Below are 7,224 nucleotides of genomic sequence, written 5' to 3'. Positions count from 1 at the left end.
AAAATATCTTCAAAAAATTATAAGAGAAAATGGATATAAATATTTTCAAAAAGAAAAAAGATATTACAAAGAAAATATAAATGTAATACAAAAAAATATAGTTCATGAAAAAGAAAATTTTGATTCAGATTACAAAGATACTACAATTGTATTACAAAATTATAAAGATGATTTATTAGAAATAGTTCAAGCAAAGAAAGATATATTTGAAGTCATAAATGCTTTTAAAGAAAATTTGTATTACAAAGATACTACAAATGTAATAGAAGTAGTTGCTAGTAATGAAATACAAATTAAAGAATTCAAAGGTGAAGCAAAAGTAACTTCATTCAGAGTTTATGGTGAAACATTAACTAAATGGAAAGAGTTTTGTAGTAAACATAAAAAATATAATAATCAAGATCTAGTGTCTATGGCATTGGAAGAATACATGGAAAAGTACAAGTAATGGATAAATAATCACCGTAAATTATGGCTAAAAAAACGTATAAAATCCATATAGAGCAAAAATAATAAAGTTAAGGGTAAATAGGTTATTTATTTATAAAATAAGCCTTAAAATCGAAATTAGAGCCTTATAAGCAAATAAAATAAAGAAAGATTAGACTTAATAAATTTAAGTTTGACCTTTCTTTATTTCGTTAAACTTTACAAGTATTGGAAATACTAGATTTTTTTAAACTATTCCCAAAATCTAAATTTTAAGACTAGTTATTTTTTATATCGATTTTCATTTCGTATGTCTAATAAATAAAAAGCCAATAGAATTAATTCTATTGGCTTTTTATTTATTAGACATAATGTAAGATATATATATCATTATGATTATAATTATGCCATATATATATACTCCATTTAACAATATATCCATAATTTTACCCCATAAATTAATAATATATAATAATTATATCATATTATGGTGTGGGTCTAATGAACTATGATTAATAGATGCACAAGAAAAATTTATTTTATATGGAATATGTGATTTACCTGACTTCAAAGAAATACTAATCCTTAAAAACTCATTTAAAGACATGTAGTAGAAATGCCCTTAAAATCCATTTATTTGGATTCTAAGGGCATTAACTTTATCTTAAATACATAACTAGTCTTTAAAGTGAAATTTCGGGATTAGTTATCTTTTTTATGTATTAAAAATTATTTTATACATATATCTTTAGAGTTAAAAAAATAATTAAAAAAGTAAAATATATTATTTTAATTACACTTAAATATTCTACTTTAGAGGTTTAGAATACATTTCTTTTAAATAATTAAGCCTATTAAGCATTTTATTTAAATTTAATTCAACATTTTTTTGTGTTTTATTACCTTCATAACCTAACTCTTTATTAACATCAAATTCATCATCTACTGCATCAGCATCAGCACCAAGGGCAATTGTTGCTGACATAACTTTCCATTCTCCATTTATCTTAGAAAGATATACTGTATAATTATTTCCTGCTCCGGCCTCATTTATTTTTCCAGTATCCTCATCTTTAAATGAATAAGTTTCAATCATGTAAACGTTAACTTTTATGTAATTACCCGATTTAGCAAAGTCTTTATATTCAAATTCAAAATTTTGTGAAAGAACTTTTTTATAATTTATTTTATGATTTGTAGCCTTTACATCATTTCTTGCTATTAAATATTTCTTTAATTGTTCATTTCCAACTGTTGAAAAATCATTCTTTCCGCCATTATAATTATAATCATCTTTAATAAACGTTTCCACTACTTCTTTTATAGAATCTTTTTCAGCTGTTATTTTTAGATATATAAAAATGCTAGAGAAAATAATAATCGATAATACTAATGAAAAAACAAATAATTTATTTTTATTTTTCATTATGCTATCCCCCTTATAGATTTATTTATGCACTTAATAAAAAATATAAATTTTTAATTTAAAGATGTTAAATGTACATACGATCTAGGGTATTTACTTTCAGGAGCTGCATCATTAATACGATCCCCCCATCTATCTTTTGTATGACATGCTATTTTAAAGTTAGGGCCAGGTTCAATAACTATATAAGTATGGAACCATTTTTTCCACTCATTATGATAAATAAATGTTAAGTCACCTAACTCTAATTTTGAACCATATCCAATGGCATGCCCACCAGGTCCTCTATAACCATTTTCATTTCTAACGATAAATGCTCTTAGGTAATGAGCTTGAGCCCATGCATCTCCATAAGTTGGCTGAATGTGGAAAGAATCTGGTGTTAATGACCATGTTCTTTTTTTTCCATCTATTACAATTGAATGATTTTTATCGGCTCTTGCCCCAGCTTTCCTAAGTGCTTGAGAAGCATAGTTTGCGCAATCAGTTGTTTCAAAAGATAAATAATTTGGATTACGACGATGCATTCTATAATCATAGGCATAATTATAGATTGCTTTCCTTTGAGTTGCAGATAGAGCATTACCTCTTTCTACATCATATTTTATATCAGGGTCAGTACTTAAAGATTCTCCATTTATGGGTTTAGAATAAGCGTCCTCTAAATCATTTAGTTTATTAAGCATTTTATTTAAATTTAATTCAATATTTTTTTGTGTTTTATTACCCTCATAACCTAATTCTTTATTAACATCAAATTCATCATCTACTGCATCAATATCAACATCAATTGTTGCTGACATAACTTTCCACTCTCCATTTATCTTAGAAAGATATACTATATAATCATTACCTGCTCCAGCCTCATTGAGCTGTCCAGTATCTTCATCTTTAAATAAATAAGTTTCAAGCATGTAAACATTAACTTTTACGTAATTACCCAATTTAGCAAAATCTTTATAATTAAATTCAAAATTTTGTGAAAGAACTTTTTTATAATTTGTTTTATGATTTGTAGCTTTTACAGTATTTCTTGCTAATAAATATTTCTTTAACTGTTCATTTCCAATTGTTGAGAAATCATTCTTTCCACCATTATAATTGTAATCATCCTTAATAAACGTTTCTAATACTTTTTTTATAGAATCTTTTTCATTTTCAATATCAAAATCCTGTTTATTTTCACCGTTTTTCTCAATTATACCATCTTTTTCAATCGCATAACTTATGTTGCTGAACTGAAAAAATATTGATGATATTAATAAAAATACAAATAATTTTTTTTTCATTTTTAAATCTCCCCCACTTTAAAAAATATAAATCTGTATTTTTTACAAATTAAAACTATACACCAATGTTTTAACTGAAAAAAATTAGTATATAAAATAAATATCAATGAAAATAAATATAATCAATAATTTTAGTTTTAATGTAATACTTTGTATTATTTTTTTGTCAAAAAATGCAATTTAAAAGTATATTTATGAATATACTTTTAATAATAATATTATTATTTTAATATCTATCTGTATAATTTCTCCCATTTAGTTTTTTGTACATTGTATTAAAGACTATAGTAATATTTAGATGTGTAAAAATATTCAAAATGAAATTTTAGGACTAATAGTAATAATTAGTATTTAGCCGTCTTGATTTTGCTATAATATTGATTAAAAAGGAGATAGAAAATGAAACAATTCGAATATAAATTTATACAGTTATATGGTCAAGATGGTATTACTAAAAAATCAGCAAGTAAAAATAGAACAGAAGCACTAGAAGAACTATTCAATCCCTTAGGTAGAGAAGGTTGGGAATTAGTCCAAATACATTGGCTGGAAGGTTTAGCTGTTTTCAAAAGAGAAGTTTAAACTAATCTTTAAAAACACATTTAAAGATATCTAGCAAAAATGCCCCTAAAATCCATTTACTTGGATTTTTAGGGCATTAACTTTATGTAAAATACACAATTTCTAAAGTAAAATTTGGAGACTAGTTGATGGGATTGATAAAATTGTTCTAACCTTGGTTTATCAATGCTTATATAAAGTTTTTTATTAAAGTTAATTTAAAAGCAATGGAATTATTGATAATAAAATAATGAAAAATTAAAATGTATTTTCTGATGCTTTAAATATATAGAAATATGTGGGAATTAAGCTCCATATATAATGATCCTGCTGTAAAAAATCATCTGAATACTTTTCTATTCTGCATTGATATTATATATAGATATACATATTATTATTTATTATTATGAGTAATAGTAGGTATTATTGTAGCATAAAAAATGCTTGCAAAAAAAAAATAAATAATGTATAATTAAAGGAACTAGGAATATCTAGTTAAATTTTATAGAAAAATACACCGTATTCGGTGTAAAATATATTATCCTGGAGGTAAAATTATGGTTACATTACATAATTCCATTGGGAGAATAGAAAACTTACTATCTTTTGCAAACAATAAAGACGAAAGAGCTGCTATAGCACAAATCCTAAAACGACTAGGTCAAGATCATGTGTCTGCGCTGAAAATGTACAAGACCAAGAAAATAAAAGCTATAGATGTGAAAGCATTTGAAATAGTTAAAGGTGATTTGAGGATATTTTACTCGTATAAAGGTGAGGATCTAGTCATTTTACATATAGCAAGAAAGCAAAAAAACAAAACAGAGCAAAAGGATTTGAAATTGGTAGAGCAAAGAGCAAAAAGTATATAAGTAAAAGTAGTAAGTTTTCTATTCCCCTTTGAGGGAATGCTCTAGGATGCTAAAAACATTATGTATAAAATAAAATAATTAAACGAGGAGGTATCAAGAAATGAGCAGGTTAAAAAACATATCAAGAGTAACTTTAAAAAGTAAAAGAGAAAACATAAATGCTTTTTTTAAGACGATCGGAGCAGAAGATACAGTTACAAATATATTTGAAATGAAAAAACAAATACAGAATAGAATAAGTTGCATTACAAGTCCAGTTGTAATATTAAAGACAAGAATAAATATTTAAACTCTTCTGGTTAGCTATATTTGATTAGGAGGTAAATGTAAATTATGAAAAAAGAAAACTTAAAGAATTCTGAAGTATGTGTGCCATTGGATCTAGATAGATTAGATATGGAAATTGAGTCTTTTGATGAAGAAAGTAAGTTTTTCTTTGAGTCTTATGAAATTGAATTTAAATTTATAAGTAATTTAACGAATAGAAGAAAAGAAATGGGATTAACACAAAAAGAGCTTGCTAGAAAAACGGGATTAACTCAGCAAGTAATATCCAATATAGAAAAGTGCGGAAGAAGACCAACATTAATAAATTTAATAAGATACACGATGGGACTAGGATTAGATTTAAACAGTATATTTGATTAAAATGATAATTTAAATGTTGAATAAAGTAAAAAAATATAATCATATTAAGTATAATAATCTTGTACAAGAGAATAAAAAAAGAATAGAAATAAAAATAAAAAATATAGAATTCTGTTTCATATAACAAGATTATATTAAGAAAAATATTATAACGTATATTTAATTGTAAATAATAAAAATCCTAAAGTAGCATTAATGTTCCTTTAGGATTTTTTTATTATATCTATGAAAGTTTTAAAAAAATATAGTTTTTTAACAAAAAAGATTTGTAAATTTATGTAAAAAACTATATTATGTATTTAGAAAACAAAATAAAAAAGACTTACAAGTTTCCCTTTCGGTCGCCAAACCTAATCGGAAATTAGTACCCAACTGTTGGTAGCAGTTAGATAGTACAAGTAAGCCTTATAAACTGTTATTACTAAGAAGTACAGCCATACTTATTAGAACAACAACAGTTTACTCTTAAATTTATAATCAAGATTAGTATAATATATACTTGAAAATTATACAAGATTATAAATTTAAAAAAGGTTTATGAAATATCGAGCTATTCTCACAGTTGAGAATAGCTTTTTTTAGTTTTTAGACAAGGCTTGAGGTCGGAAAGCATTGATACTATGCTTGATTAATTAGTATTAGCTTACACCATACTTAAACGGCTTGAGAGAATGGGAGCATTGATATTAGGCTCGATAATTAATATTAGCTGAGAAAAGAAATATTTACATACATATAAAAAATTGAATAGATAGGGTTTTATAAGGGAGAGTGTTTGACCTAGAGCAAACCGAATGGCTCGACAGAGTACAGGGGTAGCCGACTAAACACTTGGGTTAAAGTCCCAACTGCATATATTGATGTCTGATACCATCAAGAAGGGCAGAGAGTAGTGACTCGATACTACATATGTTGAAAGCGAGGTTTGTGGCATTTCTTTGTGCAAACATAACGATACCGACTATTGGGGGAAATGGTAGTCTATATTAAATTATGAGGTGTTATGTTGACTGTATCAGTCCTAGACGTTCCATGGTCGTATACATGGCGAGATGACGGTATTATATACCTGATAGGAGGTTAGCTTGCGACTTGTTCGTAGGCTAACTCTGTCCAAAATTAACTCGAATCTGGTATTATATAAAAACCATATAAGCAAGTACATAAGAAACTTATAAAACAAAAGAGTTTGATGGACAACCCTCTTCTGAGTTGGTCATTTGAACTCTGCGTTAGTACGACTGAAGACCGATAGGTTATAAGGAGTTGTTAGCCGATAGGCTTAATTATAGGGAGGTTTAGACGGTGAAAGAATTCTTAAAAATATTTACTAAGATGGAAAAAATATTCATTGTTGCTGCTCTTTTTTGGATACTAACTTTAGATGTTCATGACATGAGTATTATTACTATAGCTAACTGTATATTGATCCCAATAATATTAATAGAACTTGCTAAAAAGTATAGTTAAAAAATAAAAAAACAAGCGATGGATCAAGTCCTATCACTTGTTTTTTTTAGTATAAAATAGGTTATTTTTTAGGATGCATTTTGGATGCAGAATTGGTGGCAAAAGTGGAGGCAATTCATTTTTTCATGGGGTCATGATTTTTTTACTTAAAATGAGAGTATTACTGGGCTTTGCCCAGACCCAAATCGCAGATGGGGACAAAAACTCCTTATGCTCTTTTTTCTCCGAAGGCTCTTGCAGAGGGCTTTTTATTTTTTATAAAAAATATTAAAAGGAGTTTGTAATACATTTGTAATATACTACAAATGTATTACAAAAAAATTGATTATTTTAAAGGAGATAAAATGACTAAAGAGGAGTTTTTGGAATTAGATATAGATAAAAAAATTGAGTACATAAATGAAAAATTAAGTGAAGGAAAAACTGTAACTTGTATTAGGAAAAATCTAGGGATAGGAGAAAAATATCTTCAAAAAATTATAAGAGAAAATGGATATAAATATTTTCAAAAAGAAAAAAGATATTACAA

The 7,224-nt window shown here is 26.2% G+C and carries 8 protein-coding genes and 1 pseudogene; 7 read left to right on the top strand and 2 right to left on the bottom strand.

Annotated elements, in window-relative coordinates; genetic code table 11:
• Positions 1-448: hypothetical protein (locus tag I1959_RS15025; protein ID WP_195238889.1), on the top strand; the 448-nt coding region annotated here is incomplete at its 5' end.
• Between the two features lie 789 nt (positions 449-1,237).
• Here the strand turns inward: I1959_RS15025 and I1959_RS15020 are convergent.
• Both I1959_RS15020 and I1959_RS15015 read right to left on the bottom strand, forming a co-directional pair.
• Positions 1,238-1,855, bottom strand: coding sequence for a hypothetical protein (locus I1959_RS15020; RefSeq protein ID WP_195238887.1), 618 nt, complete (start codon positions 1,853-1,855; stop codon positions 1,238-1,240).
• A 53-nt stretch (positions 1,856-1,908) separates the two neighbouring features.
• Positions 1,909-3,144: an amidase domain-containing protein gene (locus tag I1959_RS15015; RefSeq protein WP_195238885.1), complete on the bottom strand. Its 1,236-nt coding sequence runs from the start codon at positions 3,142-3,144 to the stop codon at positions 1,909-1,911.
• A gap of 399 nt (positions 3,145-3,543) precedes the next feature.
• On the opposite strand from I1959_RS15015, the gene I1959_RS15010 reads away from it, so the two are divergent.
• The 6 genes and pseudogenes from I1959_RS15010 to I1959_RS14985 form a co-directional block, all read left to right on the top strand.
• The gene (locus I1959_RS15010) at positions 3,544-3,726 is read left to right on the top strand and encodes a DUF4177 domain-containing protein (protein WP_195238884.1); all 183 of its coding nucleotides are present in this window, start codon (positions 3,544-3,546) and stop codon (positions 3,724-3,726) included.
• A gap of 536 nt (positions 3,727-4,262) precedes the next feature.
• On the top strand, positions 4,263-4,577 hold the full coding sequence (locus tag I1959_RS15005; RefSeq protein ID WP_195238881.1) for a type II toxin-antitoxin system RelE/ParE family toxin: 315 nt from the start codon (positions 4,263-4,265) through the stop codon (positions 4,575-4,577).
• A gap of 100 nt (positions 4,578-4,677) precedes the next feature.
• A complete protein-coding gene (locus I1959_RS15000) occupies positions 4,678-4,866 on the top strand; it encodes a hypothetical protein (RefSeq protein ID WP_195238879.1) in 189 nt (62 codons plus the stop codon).
• A gap of 44 nt (positions 4,867-4,910) precedes the next feature.
• Positions 4,911-5,225 carry a helix-turn-helix domain-containing protein gene (locus tag I1959_RS14995; RefSeq protein WP_195238877.1) on the top strand — a complete coding sequence of 105 codons (315 nt, stop codon included), beginning with the start codon at positions 4,911-4,913 and terminating at the stop codon, positions 5,223-5,225.
• Between the two features lie 1,305 nt (positions 5,226-6,530).
• The gene (locus tag I1959_RS14990) at positions 6,531-6,695 is read left to right on the top strand and encodes a hypothetical protein (protein WP_181998672.1); all 165 of its coding nucleotides are present in this window, start codon (positions 6,531-6,533) and stop codon (positions 6,693-6,695) included.
• Positions 6,696-7,039: 344 nt separating this feature from the next.
• A pseudogene (locus I1959_RS14985) lies at positions 7,040-7,224 on the top strand (phage antirepressor KilAC domain-containing protein); the annotation flags it as partial.

Source organism: Romboutsia sp. 1001285H_161024_C4, from assembly GCF_015550185.1.
Classification (GTDB): Bacteria; Bacillota; Clostridia; order Peptostreptococcales; family Peptostreptococcaceae; genus Romboutsia_C; species Romboutsia_C hominis.
Note: the sequence above shows the minus strand (reverse complement) of the source record. Positions and strands in the feature narration are given on the sequence as shown.